The 23742-nt window shown below is 57.9% G+C and carries 20 protein-coding genes and 4 tRNA genes; 1 reads left to right on the top strand and 23 read right to left on the bottom strand.

Features of this window, described 5'->3' with window-relative positions; all coding sequences use genetic code 11:
* Window positions 1-57 precede the first annotated feature (57 nt).
* The 16 genes from HCG46_RS15510 to HCG46_RS15435 form a co-directional block, all read right to left on the bottom strand.
* A complete protein-coding gene (locus HCG46_RS15510) occupies window positions 58-672 on the bottom strand; it encodes an NADH-quinone oxidoreductase subunit J (protein ID WP_031268414.1) in 615 nt (204 codons plus the stop codon).
* Window positions 673-761: 89 nt separating this feature from the next.
* Window positions 762-1250, bottom strand: a complete 489-nt coding sequence (nuoI, locus tag HCG46_RS15505) for an NADH-quinone oxidoreductase subunit NuoI (protein ID WP_006934709.1) — start codon at window positions 1248-1250, stop codon at window positions 762-764.
* Window positions 1251-1270: 20 nt separating this feature from the next.
* On the bottom strand, window positions 1271-1507 hold the full coding sequence (locus HCG46_RS15500; protein WP_006934710.1) for a hypothetical protein: 237 nt from the start codon (window positions 1505-1507) through the stop codon (window positions 1271-1273).
* Window positions 1504-2562, bottom strand: a complete 1059-nt coding sequence (gene nuoH / locus HCG46_RS15495) for an NADH-quinone oxidoreductase subunit NuoH (RefSeq protein WP_168686758.1) — start codon at window positions 2560-2562, stop codon at window positions 1504-1506. Before nuoH ends, HCG46_RS15500 begins: the two co-directional genes overlap by 4 nt.
* 16 nt (window positions 2563-2578) lie before the next feature.
* Window positions 2579-4642 (bottom strand): NADH-quinone oxidoreductase subunit NuoG, encoded by a 2064-nt coding sequence (nuoG, locus tag HCG46_RS15490; protein ID WP_062488657.1) that lies wholly within the window; start codon window positions 4640-4642, stop codon window positions 2579-2581.
* Window positions 4643-4668: 26 nt separating this feature from the next.
* Window positions 4669-5970, bottom strand: coding sequence for an NADH-quinone oxidoreductase subunit NuoF (gene nuoF / locus HCG46_RS15485; RefSeq protein ID WP_022998431.1), 1302 nt, complete (start codon window positions 5968-5970; stop codon window positions 4669-4671).
* A gap of 9 nt (window positions 5971-5979) precedes the next feature.
* Complete coding sequence (locus HCG46_RS15480; protein WP_168686757.1) at window positions 5980-7254, bottom strand: NADH-quinone oxidoreductase subunit E; 1275 nt, start codon at window positions 7252-7254, stop codon at window positions 5980-5982.
* An 81-nt stretch (window positions 7255-7335) separates the two neighbouring features.
* Window positions 7336-8520, bottom strand: a complete 1185-nt coding sequence (locus HCG46_RS15475; RefSeq protein ID WP_022998429.1) for an NADH-quinone oxidoreductase subunit D — start codon at window positions 8518-8520, stop codon at window positions 7336-7338.
* The gene (locus HCG46_RS15470; RefSeq protein ID WP_077292762.1) at window positions 8513-8956 is read right to left on the bottom strand and encodes a GFA family protein; all 444 of its coding nucleotides are present in this window, start codon (window positions 8954-8956) and stop codon (window positions 8513-8515) included. Before HCG46_RS15470 ends, HCG46_RS15475 begins: the two co-directional genes overlap by 8 nt.
* A gap of 14 nt (window positions 8957-8970) precedes the next feature.
* Window positions 8971-9576, bottom strand: a complete 606-nt coding sequence (locus HCG46_RS15465) for an NADH-quinone oxidoreductase subunit C (protein ID WP_022998427.1) — start codon at window positions 9574-9576, stop codon at window positions 8971-8973.
* Window positions 9577-9757: 181 nt separating this feature from the next.
* On the bottom strand, window positions 9758-10336 hold the full coding sequence (locus HCG46_RS15460) for an NADH-quinone oxidoreductase subunit B (protein WP_006934718.1): 579 nt from the start codon (window positions 10334-10336) through the stop codon (window positions 9758-9760).
* On the bottom strand, window positions 10327-10692 hold the full coding sequence (locus HCG46_RS15455; protein WP_006934719.1) for an NADH-quinone oxidoreductase subunit A: 366 nt from the start codon (window positions 10690-10692) through the stop codon (window positions 10327-10329). Before HCG46_RS15455 ends, HCG46_RS15460 begins: the two co-directional genes overlap by 10 nt.
* 510 nt (window positions 10693-11202) lie before the next feature.
* Window positions 11203-11279: transfer RNA gene (locus tag HCG46_RS15450), tRNA-Asp, on the bottom strand.
* A 55-nt stretch (window positions 11280-11334) separates the two neighbouring features.
* Window positions 11335-11411, bottom strand: a tRNA-Asp gene (locus tag HCG46_RS15445).
* Window positions 11412-11696: 285 nt separating this feature from the next.
* Window positions 11697-13355: a Na/Pi cotransporter family protein gene (locus HCG46_RS15440; protein WP_168686756.1), complete on the bottom strand. Its 1659-nt coding sequence runs from the start codon at window positions 13353-13355 to the stop codon at window positions 11697-11699.
* Window positions 13356-13623: 268 nt separating this feature from the next.
* Window positions 13624-13699, bottom strand: a tRNA-Val gene (locus HCG46_RS15435).
* A 146-nt stretch (window positions 13700-13845) separates the two neighbouring features.
* On the opposite strand from HCG46_RS15435, the gene HCG46_RS15430 reads away from it, so the two are divergent.
* Complete coding sequence (locus tag HCG46_RS15430; RefSeq protein WP_168686755.1) at window positions 13846-15210, top strand: FAD-dependent oxidoreductase; 1365 nt, start codon at window positions 13846-13848, stop codon at window positions 15208-15210.
* 2 nt (window positions 15211-15212) lie between these two features.
* Here the strand turns inward: HCG46_RS15430 and HCG46_RS15425 are convergent, their stop codons facing one another.
* From HCG46_RS15425 to HCG46_RS15395, 7 genes are all read right to left on the bottom strand, one after another.
* A complete protein-coding gene (locus HCG46_RS15425; RefSeq protein ID WP_168686754.1) occupies window positions 15213-15869 on the bottom strand; it encodes a hypothetical protein in 657 nt (218 codons plus the stop codon).
* A gap of 162 nt (window positions 15870-16031) precedes the next feature.
* Window positions 16032-16307: an HU family DNA-binding protein gene (locus HCG46_RS15420; RefSeq protein WP_031268410.1), complete on the bottom strand. Its 276-nt coding sequence runs from the start codon at window positions 16305-16307 to the stop codon at window positions 16032-16034.
* A 187-nt stretch (window positions 16308-16494) separates the two neighbouring features.
* Window positions 16495-18924, bottom strand: a complete 2430-nt coding sequence (gene lon, locus HCG46_RS15415; protein ID WP_168686753.1) for an endopeptidase La — start codon at window positions 18922-18924, stop codon at window positions 16495-16497.
* Window positions 18925-19256: 332 nt separating this feature from the next.
* Window positions 19257-20522 (bottom strand): ATP-dependent Clp protease ATP-binding subunit ClpX, encoded by a 1266-nt coding sequence (gene clpX / locus HCG46_RS15410; RefSeq protein WP_022998421.1) that lies wholly within the window; start codon window positions 20520-20522, stop codon window positions 19257-19259.
* Between the two features lie 236 nt (window positions 20523-20758).
* A complete protein-coding gene (locus HCG46_RS15405) occupies window positions 20759-21394 on the bottom strand; it encodes an ATP-dependent Clp protease proteolytic subunit (RefSeq protein ID WP_022998420.1) in 636 nt (211 codons plus the stop codon).
* Window positions 21395-21646: 252 nt separating this feature from the next.
* Window positions 21647-22996: a trigger factor gene (tig, locus tag HCG46_RS15400; protein ID WP_168686752.1), complete on the bottom strand. Its 1350-nt coding sequence runs from the start codon at window positions 22994-22996 to the stop codon at window positions 21647-21649.
* 570 nt (window positions 22997-23566) lie between these two features.
* Window positions 23567-23651 (bottom strand) — tRNA-Leu (locus HCG46_RS15395).
* Window positions 23652-23742: the final 91 nt, after the last annotated feature.

Genomic DNA, 23742 nt, shown 5'->3' with positions numbered 1-23742 from the left:
ACAGCACGGAGGAGCGTGCCGGTTCCCGGACTTTCTCGAAAACGCAACCAGGTTGCGTCAGATACCCTTGCCCGTTTCCACCTTGCGGACCTCAACTGAGGCTTCGCGGTTTCGCGCAACCTGGTCCGGAATGCTTTGACGTTTGACATTCGGCTTGTGGCGCAGGGTCAGGACGATTGCCCCGATCATGGCCACCAGAAGAACCAGGCCAGCGACCTGGAAGAAGTAGATGTATTTGGTGTAGAGCACAGACCCGATCGCCTGGATGTTGCTCACGTCGCTCAGTGCCGGCATCGGTTCTGCGCCGTGCCCGAGAACACCCGGTGCAATGATCCAGGCACCCAGCCCCATCAGAAGCTCGACCATCAGGATCACGCCGACCAGCGCGCCGACCGGCAGATACTGCAGGAAGCCCTGCCGCAGTTCGACGAAGTCCACATCAAGCATCATGACGACGAACAGGAACAGCACCGCCACCGCGCCGACATAGACGACCACCAGAAGCAGGGCCAGGTATTCGGCGCCCAGCAGAATGAAAAGACCAGCGGAATTCACAAACGCCAGGATCAGGAACAGAACCGACGTCACCGGATTGCGCGACGCGATCACCATGAATGCTGACGCCAGGGTGACGCCGGCAAACAGGTAGAAAAAGAGGGCTTTCAGGATCATTTCGAAGACCTGCCTGTCGTGTGGCCTTGCGGCCGGAAGTGCGGTGCCCGGCCGGATTGCCGGGCTGGAAACCATTGTTGGGTATGCTCCTAACGGTAAGGAGCATCCATTTCAATGTTACGGGCAATTTCGCGTTCCCAACGGTCGCCGTTCGCAAGCAGCTTTTCCTTGTCGTAGTAAAGCTCTTCGCGGGTTTCCGTGGCGAATTCGAAATTGGGGCCTTCGACAATTGCATCCACAGGGCAAGCTTCCTGACAGAAGCCGCAATAGATGCATTTGACCATGTCGATGTCGTAGCGCGTGGTACGGCGCGTGCCGTCGTTGCGCCGCGGTCCGGCCTCGATGGTGATTGCCTGTGCCGGGCAGATAGCTTCGCACAGCTTGCAGGCAATGCAGCGTTCTTCGCCGTTCGGATAACGGCGCAGGGCATGCTCACCCCGGAAACGCGGGCTCACCGGGCCCTTCTCGAACGGATAATTGACCGTTGGTTTCGGCTTGAAGAAGTAACGCATCGCCAGAACGAAGGCCGACACGAACTCCTGCAGAAACAGCGATTTGACGGCTTGACTAAGTCCCATCGCTTTTAGCCTCTCTTTCCTCAACCAGCCAGCTGACTGGCGGCCCAATAGCCGATGATCGGGAAACCGAACACCGGAACTCCAAAAACCAGTGCGCCCAGGAGCGCCTTGTGTCTGGCCGCGACACCACCGTCGCCGCCAGCTTGTCTGTTCTTCGTCTCCGCCGCCTGAAGCATTCCCTTCAGGATCTTCCAATCGAGCCAGCCGACATAAAGACCGACGGCGGCACCGATTGCACCGGCGAGCGAGATCGTCACGCTGCGCCCGGTGCCCAGCCCATGATCATCAGGACTGCGGCGACGACCACGACCATGGCCAGCGACAGCGGCAGGAACACTTTCCAGCCCAGGCGCATCAGTTGGTCATAGCGGTAACGCGGAACCATTGCCTTCACCATGGCGAACATGAAGAAGCCAAGGAAACACTTCAGCAGGAACCAGACGATGCCCGGTACCCAGGTGAACGGTGCAAAATCGAACGGCGGCAGCCATCCCCCCATGAAGAAGATGCTCATAAGCGCGCACATCAGGCAGATGGCGACATATTCACCAAGCATGAACATCATGTACGGGGTTGAGCCGTATTCCACCATGAAGCCTGCAACCAGTTCCGATTCCGCTTCCGCAAGATCGAACGGCGGACGGTTGGTTTCAGCCAGTGCCGAGATGAAGAACACCAAGAACATCGGGAACAGCGGCAGCCAGTACCAGTTCAGGAACGACAGCCACGGCACACCCAGCATGTTGGCAAGGCCGGTTTCCTGTGCCTGCACGATTCCGGTCAGGTTCAAGGTGCCGGCACACAGCAGCACTGTCACGATGACGAAACCGATGGAAACCTCATAGGAGACCATCTGAGCAGCCGAGCGCAGCGCTGACAGGAACGGGTACTTGGAGTTGGAAGCCCAACCACCGATAATCACACCGTAGACTTCCAGCGACGACACTGCGAAGACGAAGAGCACACCGAGATTGATGTTGGCAATCACCCAGCCGTCGGCAACCGGAATAACGGCCCAGGCAGCCAGCGCCAGAAGCACGGATACCAGTGGAGCCAGCAGGAACAGAACCTTGTTGGATCCAGACGGGATCACCGGTTCTTTCAGAACGAACTTCAATAGATCAGCGAAACTTTGCAGCAAGCCCCAGGGACCAACCACGTTCGGGCCGCGGCGAATCTGCACGGCAGCCCAGATCTTGCGATCCGCGTAAAGCACGTAGGCGACAATCACCAGAAGCACGACCATCAGCAGAATGCTCTGGAATGCCATCCAGAGGAACGGCCAACCGTAGGTCGTCATGAACTCAGCCATATCGGTCCCCTACCCCTTATTCTGCTGCTTCTGCCGCTCGCGTCTTGGCGAGCGCCGAGCACTCGGCCATCGTCTTGGACGCGCGAGCGATCGGGTTGGTCAGGTAAAAGTCGCGGATCACGTTGGCGAAGCCTGCGCTATCCATCTTGGCCTTGGCGTTGCCAAGCTTGGCGATATCACCAGCATCACCTGCCTCGATCGCATCGATGCCCGTCATGTGCGGAACAGCTTCGAACAACTTTGAGCGCAATTCGGCAAGAGAATTGAACTCAAGCGTCTGGCCAAGCACCGCGGACAATGCGCGAAGGATCGCCCAGTCTTCACGGGCATCTCCCGGAGGGAACGCGGCCCGGTCGGCCATCTGGACGCGACCTTCGGTGTTGACGTAGATCGCGGATTTCTCCGTATAGGCAGCGCCTGGCAGGATAACGTCGGCGCGGTGTGCACCGCGGTCACCATGCGTTCCCTGGTAGACAACAAAAGCGCCTTCCGGAACTTCAACTTCGTCGACACCCAGCAGGAACAGCACGTCAAGTGCACCCGGCTCCAGCATGGACCCTGTGTCCTTGCCGCCCTCGCCCGGTACGAAACCGAGATCGAGAGCACCAACCTGGGACGCTTCGGTGTGCAGGATGTTGAAACCGTTCCAGCCGTCCTTGACGACACCAAGCGCCTTGGCGGCTGCAGCAAGCGTCGCGAGCACTTCAGCCCCATCCGGACGATTCAGCGCGCCCTGGCCGATGATGAACATCGGGCGTTCGGCCTTTGCCGGAGCGTGGTTCACGAATTCCTTCAGGCTGTCCGGACCGGCACCCAGATATGTTACCGGATAGGTCAGGTCAGCATTTTCACCAATCAGGCCAATGGTCACGTCGCCTTGGACCCAACGCTTGCGGATGCGAGCGTTCAGAACCGGAGCTTCCTGACGCGGATTTGTGCCGATCAGCATGATCGCGTCAGCGTCTTCAATGCCCTGGATCGTGCTGTTGAAGAGATAGCTTGCGCGGCCGTTCTTCGGATGCAGCGGAGACCCCGGGAAACGGCTGTCGATGTTGGCAACGCCGAGTTTGTCCATCAGCGCCTTCAGCGCGAACATGTCCTCAACGCCTGCCATCTGTCCAGCCAGAGCACCGATTTTGTCGGCGCTCGCGCCTTTTACCTTTTCGGCGATGATCTGGAATGCTTCACCCCAGGAAACGGGCTGCAGCTTGCCGTCCTTCTTGGCGTAAGGCCGGTCGAGGCGCTGGGTCTTCAGACCGTCCCAGATGTAACGGGACTTGTCGGAAATCCACTCCTCGTTGACCTCTTCGTTGAGCCGCGGCATCACCCGCATGACTTCCTTGCCGCGCGTGTCGACACGGATCGCGGAACCGACCGCGTCCATCACGTCGATGCTTTCGGTCTTGGTCAGTTCCCACGGACGGGCGTGGAATTCGTAAGGCTTGTGGGTCAAGGCACCAACCGGGCAAAGATCTGCCACGTTGCCCTGCATTTCCGACGACAGGGCCGCTTCGAGATAGGTGGTGATTTCCGCATCTTCGCCACGGCCGACCAGCCCCATGTCGGTGACACCACACACTTCCGTGGTGAACCGCACACAACGCGTGCAATGAATGCAACGGGTCATGATCGTCTTGATCAGCGGACCGATTTCCTTGTTCTCGACGGCGCGCTTGTTCTCGTGGAACCTGGAACCGTCGACGCCATAGGCCATCGCCTGGTCCTGCAGATCACACTCGCCGCCCTGGTCGCAGATCGGGCAATCCAGCGGGTGGTTGATGAGCAGGAACTCCATCACGCCTTCGCGGGCCTTCTTGACCATCTCGGACTTGGTCTCGACCACCGGCGGCTCGCCGTTCGGGCCCGGACGAAGGTCCTTCACGCCCATGGCACAGGAGGCGGTCGGCTTGGGCGGTCCGCCCTTCACTTCCACCAGGCACATGCGGCAGTTGCCGGCGATAGACAGCCGGTCGTGGTAACAAAACCGCGGAACCTCGGCGCCCGCCTCTTCACAGGCCTGAAGCAGCGTGTAGTCCGCCGGGACATCCACTTCCTTGCCGTCGATGATGAGCTTCGTCATCCGTTGCTCTCCAAATCCCGTTCCGCTTACTCAGCCGCCACCATGGTCGAAGAAGACTTCGACTTGGCGACATAGTCATCGATGCGTTGCTCGATAACAGGCCGGAAATTCTTGATCAAACCCTGGATCGGCCAGGCGGCCGCGTCCCCGAGTGCACAAATCGTGTGGCCTTCGACCTGCTTGGTCACCTTGAACAGCATGTCGATTTCCTCATAGGAGGACTCGCCCTTGACCATTCGTTCCATCACACGCCACATCCAGCCCGTGCCTTCGCGGCACGGTGTGCACTGGCCGCAGCTTTCGTGCTTGTAGAAGTAGGACAAGCGGGCAATGGCCTTGATGATATCCGTCGACTTGTCCATCACGATCACGGCTGCAGTCCCCAGGCCGGAGCCAAGACCGCGCAGCGTGTCGAAGTCCATCGGCGCGTCCTTGATCTGCTCTGCCGTGAGGCACGGAACAGACGAACCACCTGGAATAACCGCGAGAAGGTTGTCCCAGCCACCGCGAATACCGCCGCAATGCTTGTCGATCATCTCGGCAAACGGAATGCCCAGCTCTTCCTCGAAGGTCGAGGGCTTGTTGACGTGGCCGGAAACACAGAAAAGCTTGGTGCCGGTGTTGTTCGGACGGCCGAGCGCCGAGAACCACGCAGCACCGCGGCGCAGGATGGTCGGAGCAACTGCGATCGATTCAACGTTGTTCACCGTGGTCGGGCACCCGTAAAGGCCGACGTTTGCCGGGAACGGCGGCTTCAGACGCGGCTGGCCCTTCTTGCCTTCCAAGCTTTCCAGCAGCGCGGTTTCCTCGCCGCAGATGTAAGCGCCGGCACCATGGTGGACATAAATGTCGAAGTCGTAGCCGTTCTTGTTGTTCTTGCCGATCAGACCGGCGTCATAAGCCTGGTCGATCGCAGCTTGCAAACGCTCGCGCTCGCGGATGAATTCACCGCGAACATAGATGTAGGCAGCAATGGCACCCATCGCATAACCGGCAACAAGGCACCCCTCGACCAGCGTGTGCGGGTCATGGCGCAGGATCTCGCGGTCCTTGCAGGTGCCCGGCTCGGATTCGTCGGCGTTGACGACGAGATATGCCGGGCGGCCATCGGATTCCTTGGGCATGAACGACCATTTCAGGCCGGTCGGGAAACCGGCACCGCCACGGCCACGCAGACCTGAATCCTTCATTTCCTGAATGATCCAGTCGCGCCCCTTGTCGATGAGGCCCTTGGTATTGTCCCACTGTCCGCGCTTCTTGGCGCCTTCCAGGCCCCAGTCGTGGAGACCGTAGATATTGGTGAAGATCCGATCCTGATCCTTCAGCATCTCTTCCCCCTAGTCTTCGCTCTTGGAGGAGGCCACTTCACCGGCTTCCACGCGCTTGGAAAAATCTGTTTCACCGCCGGATGCCAGAACCTTGGCCTGCTCAATCCAGCCATCACGTTCGATACGGCCCTTGAACTTCAGGCGGCTGTCGACCCAGGCAACTTCCTGCGGTCCCCATGAGGCGACTTGATCGAAGTGGAAAAACCCGAGTTCGTTGAGTGTCGCTTCCAGTTTCGGACCGACACCTTTCAGCTTCTTCAGATCGTCCGGCTTGCCGCCGCGCGCTTCCTTCAGAAGTTCAGGTTCTTTTTCCTGACCGTCGGTGCTTCCACTGGTGTCTGCTGTGCGGGCAACTTCGACTTCGGCACGGTCGTCGGAATCGGGCTTGCCCTTGTTCTGACTGCGCGCTGCAGGCGTAGCTGCTTTTTCTGCCTTGGCTTTCTTGGTCGGTTCAGCCTTTGCCTCAGCCTTCTTGGGCGCAGCTGCCGCTGGCGCTTCACTTGCCTTGGCCGATTTGGCTGCATGCGCCGCCTTTACCTTGGCAACAGCATCTTCTGCAGGGGTCGGCACGCCATCATAGTCGTTGCCACCTGCATTGATCGGTGCGCCGGCAAAAGCATGAGACGCCTTTTCCGAACCGTCGACCAGGTGGGGAACCGGCAGCTCACCCTTCGTGTTGTCATCGATTTCAGTGAGCGACGTCTGACCGCCTTCGGCCATTGCAAAACGGCGACCGTTCTGCGGGCCCGGCGTTACTTCCTTGCCGGCGGCGATATCGTCGATCAACTGGTTGAAGCTGTCTTCAGTCAGGTCTTCATAGGTATCCTTGAAGATCTGCACCATCGGCGCATTCACACAGGCGCCAAGACACTCGACTTCTTCCCAGGAGAACATGCCATCCTCGGAAATCTCGTGCATGTGCTTGGCAATGCGGCTCTTGCAGATCTTGATCAGGTCTTCCGACCCGCGCAGCTGACACGGTGTCGTGCCACAAACCTGAATATGGGCCTTCTTGCCGACCGGCTGCAGCTGGAACATGGTATAGAACGTCGCCACTTCCAGAACGCGGATCTTCGGCATGTCGAGCAGGTCCGCGATATAGCGGATTGCCGGCTCACTCACCCAACCTTCGTTCTGTTCCTGCGCACGCCACAAAAGCGGAATGACCGCGGAGGCCTGACGGCCTGCCGGATAACGGTCGATCAGCTTCTTTGCCCAGTCGAGGTTCTTCTCGGTGAACGCGAAGCTTTCTGGTTGTTCCGCGGCAAGTCGGCGAACTGCCATGGTGTTATCCCCGTTCTGTCAAAATGACCGGAGCCGGACGGGCGGCTGCCAGGGTCGAAAATTGGTTGTGTGCCGTCCGCATCAGCGGTCGACCTCACCGAACACGATGTCCAGAGACCCCAGCACTGCCGAAACGTCGGCAAGCATGTGCCCGCGGCACAGGAAGTCCATGGCCTGAAGGTGGCTGTAGCCAGGCGCCTTGATCTTGCAACGGTACGGCTTGTTGGTACCGTCCGCGACCAGATAGACGCCGAACTCACCCTTGGGTGCTTCAACGGCTGCGTAAACTTCACCAGCCGGGACGTGATAGCCTTCGGTGTAGAGCTTGAAGTGGTGGATGAGCGCTTCCATCGAACGCTTCATTTCACCGCGCTTCGGCGGCACGATCTTGCCGTCGATGGACGAGACCGGACCAGTTTCGACCGTCAGCTTTTCCAGGCACTGCTTCATGATCCGGACTGACTGGCGCATTTCTTCCATGCGGATCAGGTAGCGGTCGTAACAGTCGCCGTTCTTGCCGATCGGAATATCGAAATCAAGTTCGGAATAGCATTCGTAAGGCTGCGACTTGCGCAGATCCCAAGGTGCACCGGATCCACGAACCATCACGCCGGAGAAGCCCCAGGCCCAGGCATCGTCAAGGTCGACAACGCCGATATCCACGTTGCGCTGCTTGAAAATACGGTTGTCGGTCAGGAGACCTTCGATATCGTCAAGCGTCTGCAGGAACGGATCACAGAAGTCCCAGATGTCGTCGAGCAGGTCACGAGACAGATCCTGGTGAACACCGCCCGGACGAACGTAAGCTGCGTGCATGCGGGCACCGCAAGCACGCTCGTAGAAGACCATCAGCTCTTCACGGGGCTCGAAGCCCCAGAGCGGCGGTGTCAGCGCGCCCACGTCCATGGCCTGCGTCGTCACGTTCAGAAGATGCGACAGCAGACGACCGATTTCCGAGTAAAGGACACGGATCAGCTGGCCGCGCTTGGGCACTTCCACACCAAGCATACGTTCGACTGCAAGCGCAAAAGCGTGTTCCTGGTTCATCGGCGCCACATAGTCGAGGCGGTCGAAGTACGGCACAGCCTGCAGATAAGTCTTCTGCTCGATCAGCTTTTCGGTTCCACGGTGCAGCAGCCCGATGTGCGGATCCACACGCGTTACCACTTCGCCGTCGAGCTCAAGCACGAGGCGCAGCACGCCGTGCGCCGCCGGGTGCTGCGGACCGAAGTTGATGTTGAAGTTACGAACCTGAGCCTCAGCCATTTTGAGGTTCCTGCATTTTTTGCGTGAAATAGGCGATGACTTCGGGACCGGTCATTCTGCGGGTTTCATTAGCGAAAGCGTAGTTTGCCGGCTGTTCGTCAACGAAAATTTCGGACGTGAACTTGAAAACGGACGGATCGTCAAAGGCTTGCGCGGAAACGCTCACGTGCGAGCCGTCGGCCATGCGCCACATCAGCGAGGAACCGCACTTGCTGCAGAAAACCCGCTCGCCGTAGTCGGATGACTTGTAGACGCCGAGGGCATCCTTGCCTTGAACGTCCAGACTGTCCATCGATCCGCAACTGACAGCCATATAGGTACCACCGGTCCAGCGGCGGCACATGGCGCAGTGGCAGACTCCCATTTCGCCGTCTACCGGCGTTGCGGCAAACCGCACCTCGCCGCAAAGACACCCACCTGAAAGCCGTTCGCTCATCCCTGCCCCGCCCCTCAGTTGGTCGTTGCCTTCTCGTCACCGGGCAGCACGTAGTCCGTGCCTTCCCAGGGCGAGAGGAAGTCGAAGGAGCGCATTTCCTGGTTCAGGCGTACCGGTTCGTAGACAACGCGTTTCTTCTCGTCGTCATAACGAACTTCGACAAAGCCCGTAACCGGGAAATCCTTGCGCAGCGGATATCCGTCAAAACCATAGTCGGTCAGGATGCGGCGCAGGTCCGGATGGCCGGAGAACAGAATGCCGTACATGTCGTAGGCTTCACGCTCGAACCATTCAGCACCTGGAAACAGCGGGGTCAGCGAAGCAACCGGCGTATTTTCATCGGTTGCGACCTTCACACGAACGCGCTGGTTCTGAACGGGAGACAGGAAGTGGTAGACAACGTCAAAGCGCTTCTCGCGCGAAGGGTAATCCACACCGCAGATATCCGTCAGATTGACGAACTTGCACGAGCTGTTGTCGCGCAGAAAGCGGATCGCATCGAGAATGTCGGTCGCGTTTACGGTCAGCGTCAGCTCGCCGTATTCGACCTTCCAGGACACAAGGGACTCACCCAGACCGAGCTCGATATGCTCAGCGAGTTCCTTCAACGTCTCGTCCATCGTGTTCGACCTCACTCGTAGATCTGCAGCGTTCAACCGGTTCCGATTGAGTGCCGACTGCCGATCGATCCAGTTTGCCGGGTCTTTGTTGCGCCCCGCTGGACGCGACCCGGAGAGTCAGTTGAACGGGCGCCAGGCGCCCACTCCCTCAAAAATCCGCCGCCTCTTCGGCGGCAGATCCTTATCTTTCGATAGTGCCCGTGCGGCGGATCTTCTTTTGAAGCATCAACACGCCGTAGAGCAGCGCCTCGGCTGTCGGAGGACAGCCTGGAACGTAGATATCGACCGGCACCACGCGGTCGCAACCGCGCACCACAGAATAGGAATAGTGGTAGTAGCCGCCACCATTGGCACACGAACCCATGGAAATGACGTACCGCGGCTCAGGCATCTGGTCGTAGACCTTGCGCAGCGCAGGCGCCATTTTGTTCGTCAGCGTGCCGGCAACGATCATCACGTCCGACTGGCGCGGTGAAGCGCGCGGCGCGAAACCGAAACGCTCGGCGTCATAGCGCGGCATCGACATCTGCATCATTTCAACGGCACAGCAGGCCAGGCCGAAGGTCATCCACATCAGCGAGCCGGTACGGGCCCACTGGATGAGGTTGTCGGTGGAGGTTACGAGAAAGCCCTTGTCGGCCAGCTCGTTATTGACTTCCAGGAAGAATGCGTCATCCGCGCCGACAGGCTTGCCCGTATTCGGGTCGATAATACCCTGCGGCTGCGGTGCGACGAGCGGCTCGGTCGTGGTCAATCCCATTCCAGCGCTCCCTTTTTCCATTCGTAGATGAAGCCGACGGTCAGGACACCGAGGAAGACCATCATGGACCAGAATCCGTACCAGCCCAGGTCACCGAACACGGTTGCCCAGGGGAACAGGAACGCGACTTCCAGGTCGAAGATGATGAAGAGGATCGAGACCAGATAAAAGCGCACGTCAAATTTCATGCGTGCATCGTCGAAAGCGTTGAAGCCGCACTCATAGGCCGACAGCTTTTCCGGATCCGGATTCTTGTAGGCCAGGATGAAAGGCGAAATCAGCAGCGCAAGGCCGATCACCAGCGCAATGCCGATGAACACGACGATCGGGACATATTCCCGCAAGAGTTCTTCCATGTCTTTCGCGTCCTTGCATATGGAGGCGGATCGGGAGGCGATCCGGTGCCAGGGCTGCGCGCCCCGTTGCCTTCATTATACCGGCAGGTCACGCTGTGCCCGTCGGCGTTATGAAACCAACATGCGAGCGCACGCTTAGCTTACGACTTGGTGCAACGCAAGACCCACATGCGGTCAAACTCTTGCCATGTTTGCACCTGTTTCGCACCTACCCCCGACAAATCCTTAATTTCAGCCAGTTTGCAGGAAGGTAAAAACTTTGCACAACCCTTCAGGAAATATGCCGCACCTGCGTTCGTTTTCCACCCCCCTCGCAGAATCGAAGCAAATGCCAGACAAACACCAAAAGAGCTGAAATTTGAATGGACTGCGTCGCCCCTGCCTTGAACGCATGATAGCCATCTTGGCGACAATGCCAAGGGGTTGCCTGTCCGCGCGGCAAAGCGCTCGCTTTGCGCGAGGCTCTATGTTTTCGATTGAACAGTCTGGGGAAACAAGAGGTACCGTGAGTGGCGCGAGTGACGGGGCTCGAACCCGCGACCTCCGGCGTGACAGGCCGGCACTCTAACCAACTGAGCTACACCCGCACATTCACGGTATATGCGCCAATTCCCGAAAGTACCAAAGCACTTCTATGGGAAGTGGCGCGAGTGACGGGGCTCGAACCCGCGACCTCCGGCGTGACAGGCCGGCACTCTAACCAACTGAGCTACACCCGCTTCGTCAGGCAACGCGTTGTCGCCCTGAAGTGGCGCTGATGTACGGCGGCTGGTTTTGGAAGTCAAGCACCCTATTCCGTCCGAATTGCCGTTTTTTGACAAAGAAGCGCCCAATCGCAGGTTTTCCCCAGAGCCGCCTTGCCGATCAATGTGGATAACTTCCTGTTTCGTAACGGAATTATCCGCGTTGCCACGGGCTGTTTTCCGATGGCCTTAGCCTCAAACACATTCGCCAGCTCATAAATACGACCTGAGCCACGCAGATTCTCGTTCTTCAGCCGTGTTTTATTCAGCCGGCACCAGCCGCGTATCGCGCAACAGGCCCTCTCTGGCAAGAATAGGCACCGCAGCAGCTGCGAACAGCGAATTGATTTCCTTGAGGCTGCGCATGACCTCCAGATGGGCGTTGCTCGATTCCATGCTCTGAAGCGTTTTCGATTTCAGCCGCTCCAGATGCCGATTATGACTTTCGCGTTCCAGGGTGCGCATCTTGTCCTTTTCTGCAATCAACTCACGCGCAGATGCGACATCCGCCGAAACGAGCACATTGAGGGCAAGCTCCATGTTCGCCAGAACACGGTCGTGCATCCAGGTGAGCTCCTTCAGCCCCTCCTGCGAAAAGCTGATCTTGTTCTTCTGCAACTCCAGGGCAAGTTCGAGAAGGTTCTTTGCCACAAGGTCTCCAGCGCGCTCCAGATTGACCGCGAACCCCACCAGTTCCATGCTGCGCTCAGCCTGTTCGCCGGTCAGCTCCCCACGATTCACCTCCGCGATGTAGAGTTTCACCGAGGAGTGGATCGCATTGACCTGCTTATCCAACTGCTGCAAGCGCCTGATTTCCGGCTCACTGCCCTTCTCCAGCATCATGAGAACCGGTCTTGCCATCACCTCGACCAGTTCCCCCATACGCAAGAGTTCGCGCGTTGCACTGGCCAGGGCAAGCCTGGGGTTGCCGACCAGTTGCTTGTCCAGCGCGCTTTGCGGTGTCAGCCGATCCGCCTCTTCTTGTTCCTCTCTGTCGGGCACCAGGCGTTCAACCAGCCAGGCAACCGGTCTTGTCAGTGGCAGGCAGACGAGAACAAGCAGGAGATTGAAAAGCACATGAACGGCAACGATCTGCTGGGCCGGATCACTGCTGATCGAAGCAAGAGGCAGATCTTGGAATTTTAGCGCCAGCATGACCAGCACTGCGCCGGTAGACCTGAAGAGAAAATTGCCAAGCGGCAAAAGCTTGGCCTTGCGATCCATTCCGCGCGTCAGCCAGACCGCGACGATGCCGGCGCCAATGTTCGCTCCCAGAACGAGTGGAATCGCAGCCTCGTGCGGCAGGCCGGTCTTTTGCACCAGGGCTGCGATCATCAGCACGGCCGCCACGCTGGAATGCACCAGAAACGCCAGAAGCGCCCCAACCGCCATCGCCGTCGGTGTGTCCTGCGCAAGGAAGCCGGCAAACTGCGGCATGAACCGCGCTTCCTTCAACGGCGTCGTCGCTTCACCGATCATTTGCAGCGCAATCAGGATGAAAGCGATTCCCAGAAGAATACGTCCGACCTGTTTCGCTGATCGAGCGTCGAGCTTCAGGAACAGCCACGCACCGCCGCCCAGAAGCAACGGCACCAACCAGCTGAGATCGAATACCAGAAACTGCACGACAAGCGCCGACCCGAGATCGGCTCCCAGCAGAACCGCCAGTCCGGCAGCAGTGGAAATAAAGCCGGATGTCGCAAATCCCGCCGCCAGGATCGCAACCGCCGTCGCACTTTGCAGCAAAATGGCAACCGCTGTCCCAGACAAGGCGCCGGCAACCGGTCCGGAGGATGCCTTGCCGATGGCGCGTCTCAACGTTGGCCCGGCCGCCCTTTCAAAACCTGTCCGAACCATGCGAACCGCGTAAAGGAGCAGCATGACTGCCCCGAACATCTTGATGAAAACTAGGATTCCCATCTTGCCAAGTAGCTACCTTTAAACGAGTTTTTTATTTAGCCGCAGAAGTTTATCGGACAAAAAGGAAAAAGAAAACTCACCATTCGAAGGCCAAACGAAATCAACCCGCCACCGGGATACCCAGCAACAGCGGCAAAGCGAAATGACTGTAATTGTGCGAAATTCCGCAACAGCGAACCGCCGGGCAATGTGAGGGCGGCAGCAAACAGCAGAACACACCCCGGTGCGCAGGCACCCTGGTTACAAGTGACGGATTTCACAAGGGGAATGGTGGGCGATGAGAGACTCGAACTCCCGACATCTTCGGTGTAAACGAAGCGCTCTACCAACTGAGCTAATCGCCCTCAACGAGGTGAGACGCCTTTTAGGGGCTCGTTTGCTGCTTGGCAAGAGCAAAATCTCAGATTTCCGTTTCAATGATAAAGCCTGTGGATGACGGCTCCGAAAACAGGCAAACTGCCCGCTTCAAAAGCGTGAGAAAGCCGCACTCATGGTGACATCCCGCCGGTTGTTTCTGACTGGAATTCTGGCTGCCCTCACCGGCCTGCCGCTGTTGACCAGAAAAAGCTCATCACAACCCGTGGCCGGACAAAGAGTGGTTGTTGTCGGTGCCGGCATCGCCGGTCTGGCGGCTGCAAGAACACTTGCAGACGCAGGCTTCTCCGTAACCGTGCTTGAGGCTGGTAACCGGATCGGCGGCCGTCTGCACACGGACAGATCGTTGGGGGTGCCTCTCGACCTTGGAGCAAGCTGGATCCATGGAACACGGTCCAACCCCATCACTGCGCTCGCGCAGCGCTTCGCACAGCCGATGTTCGAGTGGGACTACGACAACGAGGAGGTCTTCGACCTGACCGGCAACGGTGGCAGAGCAGTCGAACGCTTCGAGACTTTCGCGAACGCCCTGGAAGATTTTCTGGACGACACTGAAACCTCCCTCACCCGGATATCGGCAGCCAATGCCATTGAAAAGATACGCCGGCAACGGGCCCTGTCGAGCCTCACTGACGCTGAACTCGGCTTCATGGCGCATATTCTGCTGGAGCAGGAATTTGCAGCCCCAGTGAGCGACCTTTCGCTTGCAGCCGTTGAAGAAGGCGGTGCCTTTGAGGGACCCGACGCCGTGCTTCCGCAGGGCTATGACAAGATTGCATTGGGGGTGGCGGAGGGATTGACCATCCAGACCGAAACCGTCGTGAACCAAATCGACCATTCCCAAAGGGGCGTTTCGGTAAGAACTGAGAACGGTGTACTGGAGGCCGATTTTGCAATCTGCGCAGTGTCTCTGGGTGTCCTGAAGGCTGGCGACATCGTCTTTTCACCTGGTCTTCCTGACAACAAGCGCAACGCCGTCAGTTCCCTGCGCATGGGCGTGCTTGATAAAATCTATCTCTCGTTCCCGGAAACCTTCTGGGATGAAACTGTCCACAACTTCGGCCGCATATCCGGCAAGCCCGACACTTTTGCCTATTGGCCGAATCTTTCGCCCGTGACCGGAAAACCGATTCTATGTGCGCTGAACGTCGGCGAATTTGCTCAGAACCTTGAGAAACTTGGTGAAGAGAATCGCAGACAGGCAGCCTTCGAAGCGCTTCAGACGATGTTCGGCCGCGACATACCGCCGCCTGACGCCAGCATAAGTTCCGCCTGGCAGCAAAACGAACGAACGCGAGGATCCTACTCGTTCCTGCCTGTCGGGGTGGAGCCGCGAGCAAGAAAAGCACTGGCTGCCGACCTCAATGGAAGGGTCTTCTTTGCGGGAGAAGCCACCGCCCAGGACTATCCGGCAACAGTGCACGGCGCTTGGCTTTCCGGCCAGCGCGCCGCACGCGACGTGATCGCAAGTGCCCGCTAAGTCTATTGGAACTTGTAGGCGAACTGGAGCATGTCGGTGAGCCCGCGCTGCGGGTTGTCCGCGGCAAGTCCGTTCTGATTGAAGAACTGAACCAGACGGGCAATCCCCTGCTGGTCGTTCGGTCCTTTTGGCGGCGGCTGATCCATGAGCTTGGCGGCGATGATCCAGGACATCGTCCGGCGAAGGCGATTCTGATTGGCACTGAATTCTGGATTGCTGGCTGCTCGCTCGAACAAACCGCCCCACGCCTGATTGACGGCATCGTTGATGGCTTCGATGCGAATGAACCCGGCTTTATTGGGACTACGTGCCTTGTTGAGCAGGTGGTCGATATTGTACCCGGCAAGATCCGACGGCGCGGCCTTGATGCCGTAGACTTGCTCGACAAAGCGCAGCCAGGCTTTCTGATAGGACGAATACCCCGCCCTCACCCATACGCTGGCATTTTCGTCCGCGTTTCCGGGTTTCTGCACGATTGCTACGTTCTTCAGGCTGCTTCTACCGGCTTTTCCGGTCTGGACGTCCTCGTCGAAATCATCGAGGAACACGAGGCGTCCAAGTGCCTCAGGGTGTTCCACCTGAACCTGCACCAGGGGGTCACGGACCCAGGCATCAAATAGCGCGCGTTGGCGCCTGCGGATCAAGGCTTGCAGTGACATTCCAACTCCTGTCGAGCAATTGGCATCACCTCACGACAAACGCAATATAATGTGGCAATGGCAATTCGCCAGAGCTCAATCAAAAATAGAAAACAGGCAAGGAAAAACCCCGCATCCGTTTCCGGATACGGGGTTGAGCGAAGAAATCGCTCGTGAGCGCTATTAGGCGTTCACGGCGTCCTTCAGGCCTTTGCCGGCCTTGAACTTCGGCGTCTTAGAAGCCGGGATCTGGATCGTTTCGCCAGTCCGCGGGTTACGGCCTTCGGTTGCTGCACGTTCGGAAACGGTGAAGTTACCAAAGCCGATGATGCGGACTTCGTCGCCGCTCTTCAGCGTAGAGGTGACAGCTTCGAAAGTTGCGTCAACTGCTTCGCCTGCCTGCGCCTTGGTGAGGCCGGTCTTTTCTGCAACAGCTGCGATCAGATCGTTCTTATTCATAGCAGATACCTTTCTAAGAAACGGCAGAGTGCCGACGATTCCTGTCAGCGCCGTTGCGCGAAATTCGGTTGAATTGAACTGAAACGCAAGTGGTTTTTTCGCAGAAAACAGCCATTTTGACCGATTATTCAAAAGAAAAGCCCCGGTTTTCCCGGGGCTTTCCAATTTGTGCGCTGCAATGTCGCGATTAGTGGGCAAGAACACCGGAGGTGTCATCGTCCTTTTCTCGCGCCTTGGTTGCAGCTTCGTGAGCTGACTCATCCCATTCGATGGCCTCTGGCAAGCGAACAAGAGCGTTTTTCAGCACTTCTTCCATGCCCGAAACCGGGATGATCTCAAGCGAGTTCTTGACCGAGTCCGGGATATCCGCCAGATCCTTGGCGTTGTCTTCCGGGATCATAACCAGCTTGATTCCGCCACGAAGGGCAGCAAGCAACTTCTCCTTCAGACCACCGATCGGCAGGATGCGACCACGCAGGGTGATTTCACCGGTCATGGCAACATCCCGGCGAACCGGAATGCCGGTCATGGTCGAGATCACAGCCGTAGCCATCGCGATACCGGCGGACGGACCATCCTTCGGGGTAGCCCCTTCAGGAACGTGAACGTGAATGTCCTTCTTTTCGAAGGTCGGCGGTTCAATGCCGTAATCAATCGCACGCGAGCGGACATAAGATGCCGCCGCAGAAATCGATTCCTTCATCACGTCCTTCAGGTTGCCGGTGACGGTCATCTTGCCCTTGCCGGGCATCATCACGCCTTCGATGGTGAGAAGCTCACCGCCGACTTCGGTCCAGGCAAGGCCGGTAACCACACCGACCTGGTCTTCCAGTTCGGCTTCGCCGTAGCGATACCGCGGCACACCAAGGTATTTCTCGACGACCTCGCTGGTCACCGTGATGCTTTCCTTGTCGCTCATCAGGATGTCCTTGACCGCTTTACGGGCCAGGGTTGCCATTTCACGTTCAAGGTTACGCACACCGGCTTCGCGGGTGTAGCGGCGCACGATGAAGTGAAGCGCTTCATCCTCGATGGTGAACTCACCTTCGCGCAGGCCATGATCCTTCTCGGCTTTCGGGATGAGGTGACGGCGGCAGATTTCCACCTTTTCCTCTTCCGTGTAACCGGCGATGCGGATCACTTCCATACGGTCCATCAGCGGGCCCGGAATGTTCAGCGTGTTCGCCGTGGTCACGAACATCACATCCGAAAGGTCGCATTCGACCTCCAGATAGTGGTCCATGAAGGACGAGTTCTGTTCCGGATCCAGCACTTCCAGCAGAGCCGATGAAGGGTCACCGCGGAAGTCCATGCCCATCTTGTCGATTTCATCGAGCAGGAACAGCGGATTGGACTTCTTGGCCTTCTTCATTGACTGGATGACCTTGCCGGGCATCGAGCCGATGTAGGTACGGCGGTGACCACGGATTTCCGCTTCGTCCCGCACACCGCCGAGCGACATGCGGACGAATTCACGGCCGGTCGCCTTCGCAATCGACTTGCCGAGCGAAGTCTTGCCGACGCCTGGAGGACCAACGAGACACAGGATCGGACCACGCAACTTGTTGGCCCGGCTCTGGACCGCCAGATACTCCACGATCCGTTCCTTGACCTTTTCAAGGCCATAGTGGTCGGTGTCGAGAACCTTTTCGGAGAAGGCCAGGTCGTGCTTGACCTTGGACTTCTTGTTCCACGGAATGCCGATCAGCCAATCCAGATAGTTCCGCACGACGGTCGCTTCCGCGGACATCGGGCTCATCTGTTTCAGCTTCTTGATTTCGGCTGCAGCGCGCTCGCGTGCTTCCTTGGTCAGCTTCGTCTTCTTGATCTTGTCTTCGAGTTCGGCGACCTCGTCGCGGCCGTCCTCGCTGTCGCCAAGCTCCTTCTGAATGGCCTTCATCTGCTCATTCAGATAGTACTCGCGCTGGGTCTTCTCCATCTGCCGCTTGACACGGGAACGGATGCGCTTTTCCACCTGCAGGACGGAGATTTCGCTCTCCATCATGCCCAGGACGCGCTCAAGCCGCTCGGCGACGGAAACGACGCCAAGGATTTCCTGCTTTTCCGGAATCTTGATCGCAAGATGGGAAGCTACCGTGTCGGCGAGCTTGGAATAATCGTCGATCTGGTTGATCGCGCCCAGAACTTCCGGCGAAACCTTCTTGTTCAGTTTCACGTAGTTCTCGAACTCGGACACGACCGAGCGCGCAAGCGCTTCCACTTCGATGTTCTCGCCATCACGCTCCGGCAGAACCGTTGCGGAGGCCTCGAAATAGTCGGCACGGTCGGTGTATTCGCCGATCTGTGCACGGGCACCGCCTTCCACCAGAACCTTGACCGTATTGTCGGGCAGCTTGAGAAGCTGCAGCACGGTCGCGAGCGTGCCGACATTGTAAATCTGGTCAGGCTTGGGATCGTCGTCAGCTGCATTCATCTGTGTTGCCAGAAGAATGTGCTTGTCGGTGGTCATCACCTCTTCGAGCGCCTTGATTGACTTCTCGCGGCCGACAAACAGCGGCACGATCATATGCGGGAAGACAACGATGTCGCGCAGGGGCAAGACGGGGTAGACAGACGTGCTGTCCTGATCTGTGGCGCGAATTTCTGCGTCGCTCATTTTTTTTCCTTTCTCAGCGTGTCCCGGCCCCACTCGGTAAAAGGCAGCCAAAACACTGGAAAACGGCTCCGAACCGGAAGGTCCTGAAGGCCAGATCACGGCACCCCAGATGGGCGCGCCGACAATCCGCATAAGCCGTCCTTAGGTCTATTAGGTGGACACCAGACCTGCCGGTGTCAAGGCAATCGGTTGCTGCCCACAAGTCTTGTCTGTTGACGACTCATTGCACCGGTGGAAAACGGCCCCGAACAAGCGCATGACCGCCCAAAAACAAAATGCCGCTCAAGTTGAGCGGCATTTATTCACGGTTTCTTGAAACAGCCTTCAGTGCCTCAGGCGCTGGTAGCCGACGTTTCTTCCCGGTCTTCGTAAATATAGAGCGGGCGTGCCTCGCCCTTCACGACTTCCGGTGAGATCACGACTTCCTTGACACCCTTCAGGCCCGGCAGCTCGTACATCGTATCGAGCAGGATGGCTTCGAGGATCGAACGCAGGCCGCGTGCACCGGTCTTGCGTTCGATGGCCCGGCGAGCGATCGCCTTGAGGGCTTCCTCGTGGAAGGACAGTTCCACCTGTTCCATTTCGAAAAGACGCTGGTACTGCTTGACCAGAGCGTTCTTCGGCTCCGTCAGGATCGTAACCAGGGCTTCCTCGTCGAGGTCTTCCAGGGTTGCGATAACCGGCAGACGGCCGACGAATTCGGGGATAAGACCGAATTTGAGCAGATCTTCCGGCTCAAGTACCGAGAAGAGTTCGCCGATCCGGCGATCTTCCGGTGCATGGACCTGCGCTTTGAACCCGATGGAGGTCTGCGTGCCACGATCGGAAATGATCTTGTCGAGGCCCGCAAAGGCGCCGCCACAGATGAACAGGATGTTGGTCGTGTCCACCTGCAGGAATTCCTGCTGCGGATGCTTGCGGCCACCCTGGGGCGGCACGGAAGCAACGGTGCCTTCCATGATCTTCAGAAGTGCCTGCTGAACACCTTCGCCCGAAACGTCGCGGGTGATCGACGGATTGTCGGCCTTGCGGCTGATCTTGTCGACCTCATCGATGTATACGATGCCGCGCTGCGCGCGTTCGACGTTGTAGTCGGCGGACTGCAGCAGCTTCAGGATAATGTTTTCAACGTCCTCACCCACGTAACCGGCTTCGGTCAGCGTGGTGGCATCAGCCATGGTGAAAGGCACGTCCAGAATGCGGGCAAGGGTCTGCGCAAGCAGGGTCTTGCCGCAACCGGTCGGGCCGACCAGAAGGATGTTGGATTTCGCCAGCTCGACATCGTTGTTTTTCGATGCGTGATTGAGGCGCTTGTAATGGTTGTGAACGGCGACCGATAGAACCTTCTTCGCGCTGCCCTGCCCGATGACATAGTCATCCAGAACGTCGCGAATTTCCTGAGGGGTCGGGATCCCGTCCCGTGACTTCACCAGCGAGGATTTGTTCTCCTCGCGAATGATATCCATGCACAGCTCGACACATTCATCGCAAATGAAAACAGTCGGGCCGGCGATCAGCTTGCGAACCTCATGCTGGCTCTTGCCGCAGAAGGAGCAGTAAAGCGTATTCTTGGAATCGCTGCCGCTGGCCTTGGTCATGTAGTCAACCTCGCGTTTACGGGGAGTGTTTCCCCTTATCTCTCCGGTTGCGGCCAAATTATGACTGAACCGGTTCTGAAGCGGCGCACAGTCGCCACCTCACCATGTAATGTCATCATGCTTCGCCATTAAAAATCAATATAGGTTTAAGGCGAAGATGAAAACCCGGCATCACCTGGGGATTTTCCGGCTTTAAGCGTGGAAATTCAATCCATGATTAAAGCCGGGTAAGTCCCTCACTTCTCTTCGTCGCCGCCAAGCGTGTTGCGGTCGGTGATCACCTTGTCGACGATCCCGAATTCCTTAGCTTTGTCAGCGGTCATGAAGTTGTCACGTTCCAGTGCCTCCTCGACCTGGTCGAGGGTGCGTCCGGTGTGCTTCACGTAGATTTCATTCAGCCGGCGCTTCATGGCCAGGATTTCCTGTGCATGAAGCATGATGTCGGCAGCCTGACCGCGGAACCCGCCGGACGGCTGATGCACCATGACCCGCGCGTTCGGCAGGATATAGCGCATGTCTTTCTCGCCTGCGGCAAGCAGAAGCGAGCCCATGGAGGCTGCCTGGCCGATGCAGAGCGTCGACACAGCCGGGCGGATGAACTGCATGGTGTCATAGATCGCAAGACCGGAGGTCACGAGACCTCCCGGCGAATTGATATAGATCGCGATCTCTTTGGTCGGGTTTTCAGCTTCCAGATACAGAAGCTGTGCGCTTACCAGGGTTGCCACGTGATCCTCGACCGGGCCGGTCAGGAAGATGATGCGCTCCTTCAGCAGGCGCGAATAGATATCGAAGGCCCGCTCTCCCCGGTTGGTCTGCTCGACAACCATCGGCACGAGAGTGTTCATGTAGATATCGACAGGATCCTTCATACCTCATCCATATGCTTGAGATGTTGCCCGGAGGGTCTCCGGGCAGGAAACAGGCCATGAAGCGCATCGATTCAGGGCCTGACTCGAAAAAAGCGACACCCCGTATATATGGGATGTCGCCCTCAACGCAAAGTCATGACAGATGCGGCGTGAATGCAAGGTTAAATCTGCGGCCACATCTGGGGATAGACGGGAAAACCAACCGGCCAATCTGGCCGCTTTCGAGAGCATTCCCCCGAAAGCGGATTGACCTTAAGCCTCGTCTTCTTCCTCGGCGACCAGCTTCTCCAGCTCTTCCTTGGTCACCGTCTTGTCGGTCACCTTGGCGAGTTCCAGCATGAAGTCGACGACCTTTTCTTCGTAGATCGGCGCACGCAGGGAAGCCAGAGCCTGCTGGTTGTTCTTGTAGAATTCGAACACCTGCTGTTCCTGGCCCGGGAACTGACGGACGCGGTCGTAAAGAGCGCGCTGCAGTTCTTCGTCGGTCACCTGAATGTTGTTCTGCTCACCGATTTCGGACAGAACCAGGCCGAGACGAACACGGCGCTCAGCGATCTTGCGGTATTCCGCCTTCGCTTCTTCTTCCGTGGTCTCTTCGTCTTCGAAGGTCTTCTCGTTGCGCTTCATGTCTTCTTCGACCTGACGCCAGACAACGTCGAACTCGGAGTTCAGCAGTTTTTCCGGGAGATCGAACGAATAGTGCTCGTCCAGCTTGTCGAGCAGCTGACGCTTCACGCGCTGGCGGGTCATCTGACCGAACTGGCCTTCGATCTGGCCGCGGACGATTTCCTTCAGCTTGTCGAGAGACTCAAGGCCGAGGTTCTTAGCGAACTCTTCGTCGACCTTGGCTTCACCCGGTGCGGCAACTTCCTTGACGACGATGTCGAAGGTGGCAGCCTTGCCGGCCAGATGTGCAGCCGGATATTCTTCCGGGAAGGACACTTCGATGACCTTCTCGTCGCCAGCCTTGACGCCAACAAGCTGCTCTTCGAAGCCCGGGATGAACTGACCGGAACCCAGAACCAGCATGCCGTTCTCGTCGGCACCGCCCTCAAAAGGCTCGCCGTCGATCTTGCCCAGGTAGGACATGGTCACGCGGTCGCCGTCTGCAGCCGCGCCGTCTTTCGCATCGAACGGTGCGTTGTTCTTGGCGATCTGGGAAACTTGCTCGTCGACTTCTTCTTCAGCGATTTCAACGACCGGACGCTCGATTTCGATACCGGCGAAATCAACGATCTCGAAGCTCGGCAGAATGTCGTAGGTCATCTTGAAGGAAAGATCGGCGTCGCCAGCCATGATCTTTTCAGCATCTTCTTCCGGCAGATCGATTTCCGGGGTCAGAGCCGGGCGCTCGGAGCGCTCCTCAACAGCCTTCTGGGTGGTTTCCTGGATGGTGTTCGACAGGATCTCGGCCATGGCCTGACGGCCATACATCTTTTTCAGATGGGCGAGCGGAACCTTGCCAGGGCGGAAGCCCTTGATGTTGGCCTTGGATTTCAGGTCGGCCATGTAATCGTCGAGCTTGGCGGCGAGATCACCAGCCGGAATGTCGATTTTCAGCTCACGCTTGAGGCCCTCGGAGAGGGTTTCGGTTACCTGCATGGGTTTTGTCGTCCTCGGTCCCGAGCGGCAATCCGCCCCGGAGGTTTCGTTTTTAAAATCCCGTGTGCCACATCGCCTGCACCCCCCTTTTGCCGGGAGCGTTCAAACGGCCATGCATCGCCTTGAAGAGACTCCAAGACGCACGATGGGAGCGCGATACTGCGTAGGCCCGAAAGTGTCAAGGGGAGAGCGGGGTTTTGCTGGCGTAAATCGCCTAAAATCAGCTCTTTCGACCAAGGGATTTGGTCTCTTCCAGGAGCCGGAAGCCAATTCCGCCAACCTCGCCGGCCTGCAGTAAAGAACCGCTCCCCGTCACTGATGTTGACAGCCTGATGCCAGACCACGCTAAACCAGAGCTTGACCAGAACTTGACCAGACCGGCCCGCACTGCTGAAGCCACACGGAACGCAAATTTGCGCTGCGCAACAACTCCGCTCAGTCATCGGTGCCCCACCAGGCCTGACACTTGGTGATCAAAACCCGGCGACCAAATACGAGGGTTCTCGACAAAAAGCGTAAGTTCGAACGACAAGCGCCGAATGCGCACAGGATGGAAATCACTTTGAAGAATGGTGCGGATGGAGGGACTTGAACCCCCACGCCTTGCGGCACCAGAACCTAAATCTGGCGTGTCTACCAATTTCACCACATCCGCGTCGCAACAAGTGGCAAACCACCCTGCGATTGAAGCGGGGCCTCTATAGCATCGCTGATTTTCCCGTCAAAGGAAAAAGCATTGCCCTGCC

Source organism: Labrenzia sp. PO1 (assembly GCF_012273635.1).
GTDB lineage: Bacteria > Pseudomonadota > Alphaproteobacteria > Rhizobiales > Stappiaceae > Roseibium > Roseibium algicola.
The sequence above is the reverse complement of the archived record's forward strand: the minus strand, read 5'-3'. Positions and strand labels throughout refer to the sequence as shown.

Bases quoted from the DNA above. Each gene is read 5' to 3' on its own strand.
- HCG46_RS15510 (WP_031268414.1), bottom strand. From the start codon at position 672: ATGATCCTGAAAGCCCTCTTTTTCTACCTGTTTGCCGGCGTCACCCTG.
- nuoI (WP_006934709.1), bottom strand. From the start codon at position 1,250: ATGGGACTTAGTCAAGCCGTCAAATCGCTGTTTCTGCAGGAGTTCGTG.
- nuoH (WP_168686758.1), bottom strand. From the start codon at position 2,562: ATGGCTGAGTTCATGACGACCTACGGTTGGCCGTTCCTCTGGATGGCA.
- nuoG (WP_062488657.1), bottom strand. From the start codon at position 4,642: ATGACGAAGCTCATCATCGACGGCAAGGAAGTGGATGTCCCGGCGGAC.
- nuoF (WP_022998431.1), bottom strand. From the start codon at position 5,970: ATGCTGAAGGATCAGGATCGGATCTTCACCAATATCTACGGTCTCCAC.
- HCG46_RS15480 (WP_168686757.1), bottom strand. From the start codon at position 7,254: ATGGCAGTTCGCCGACTTGCCGCGGAACAACCAGAAAGCTTCGCGTTC.
- HCG46_RS15475 (WP_022998429.1), bottom strand. From the start codon at position 8,520: ATGGCTGAGGCTCAGGTTCGTAACTTCAACATCAACTTCGGTCCGCAG.
- HCG46_RS15470 (WP_077292762.1), bottom strand. From the start codon at position 8,956: ATGAGCGAACGGCTTTCAGGTGGGTGTCTTTGCGGCGAGGTGCGGTTT.
- HCG46_RS15465 (WP_022998427.1), bottom strand. From the start codon at position 9,576: ATGGACGAGACGTTGAAGGAACTCGCTGAGCATATCGAGCTCGGTCTG.
- HCG46_RS15460 (WP_006934718.1), bottom strand. From the start codon at position 10,336: ATGGGATTGACCACGACCGAGCCGCTCGTCGCACCGCAGCCGCAGGGT.
- HCG46_RS15455 (WP_006934719.1), bottom strand. From the start codon at position 10,692: ATGGAAGAACTCTTGCGGGAATATGTCCCGATCGTCGTGTTCATCGGC.
- HCG46_RS15440 (WP_168686756.1), bottom strand. From the start codon at position 13,355: ATGGGAATCCTAGTTTTCATCAAGATGTTCGGGGCAGTCATGCTGCTC.
- HCG46_RS15430 (WP_168686755.1), top strand. From the start codon at position 13,846: ATGGTGACATCCCGCCGGTTGTTTCTGACTGGAATTCTGGCTGCCCTC.
- HCG46_RS15425 (WP_168686754.1), bottom strand. From the start codon at position 15,869: ATGTCACTGCAAGCCTTGATCCGCAGGCGCCAACGCGCGCTATTTGAT.
- HCG46_RS15420 (WP_031268410.1), bottom strand. From the start codon at position 16,307: ATGAATAAGAACGATCTGATCGCAGCTGTTGCAGAAAAGACCGGCCTC.
- lon (WP_168686753.1), bottom strand. From the start codon at position 18,924: ATGAGCGACGCAGAAATTCGCGCCACAGATCAGGACAGCACGTCTGTC.
- clpX (WP_022998421.1), bottom strand. From the start codon at position 20,522: ATGACCAAGGCCAGCGGCAGCGATTCCAAGAATACGCTTTACTGCTCC.
- HCG46_RS15405 (WP_022998420.1), bottom strand. From the start codon at position 21,394: ATGAAGGATCCTGTCGATATCTACATGAACACTCTCGTGCCGATGGTT.
- tig (WP_168686752.1), bottom strand. From the start codon at position 22,996: ATGCAGGTAACCGAAACCCTCTCCGAGGGCCTCAAGCGTGAGCTGAAA.